Source organism: Bradyrhizobium sp. LeoB3, from assembly GCF_055456055.1.
Genome location: NZ_JBVBEF010000372.1, coordinates 1 through 507, shown reverse-complemented (window position 1 = coordinate 507; position 507 = coordinate 1). Strand labels below are relative to the sequence as shown.

The window sequence follows — 507 nt, the reverse complement described above, 5'->3', positions numbered from 1 at the left end:
CAGGCGAAGGAGACGGCTGCGAAGAAGCCGACGAGCAGGCAACAGCGAAAGTTGGCCTGACGCCAGAGGAGGAGAGCCTTATGGACATGAAAGAAGCCTCGGCAATGACGGAAGCTTCCGGACTGATCAACGAGGACGGCGTCGCGCAGACTTCGGAAGCGCGTCGGCGACCGCCTCAGTCGCCTGCACAGGATGCCGCGATGCGCTGGGCTGATCGGCTGCGCGAGATCACCGTGAAGGCTCCGTTGCAGTCGCTCTTCGCTGCCTTCCTGCTTGGGGTCTGGGTCGCTCGGCGGCGCTAGGAGCTGCGCGAGCCTGCACGCCTCATGGTCAGGAAGCTCAAGACATTTCAGACGTCGCTCGGTTTCTTCGACCTGGCGGTAGCGGCGCCGTCGATGAAAGCCGCGCTGGAAGCCTGGGGAGCCGACAGCAATCTCTTTCATCAGGGGGCGGCCAAGGAGAGCGAGGATCCGAACGTCGTCGCCGCAACCATGGCGGCGCCGGGCG

Annotated in this window: 1 protein-coding gene and 1 pseudogene; both read left to right on the top strand. The window is 64.7% G+C overall.

What is annotated here, in order from left to right; genetic code table 11:
• Positions 1-302: hypothetical protein (locus ACZXDY_RS46385; protein ID WP_464350083.1), on the top strand; the 302-nt coding region annotated here is incomplete at its 5' end.
• A gap of 24 nt (positions 303-326) precedes the next feature.
• A pseudogene (locus tag ACZXDY_RS46380) lies at positions 327-507 on the top strand (cell envelope biogenesis protein TolA); the annotation flags it as partial.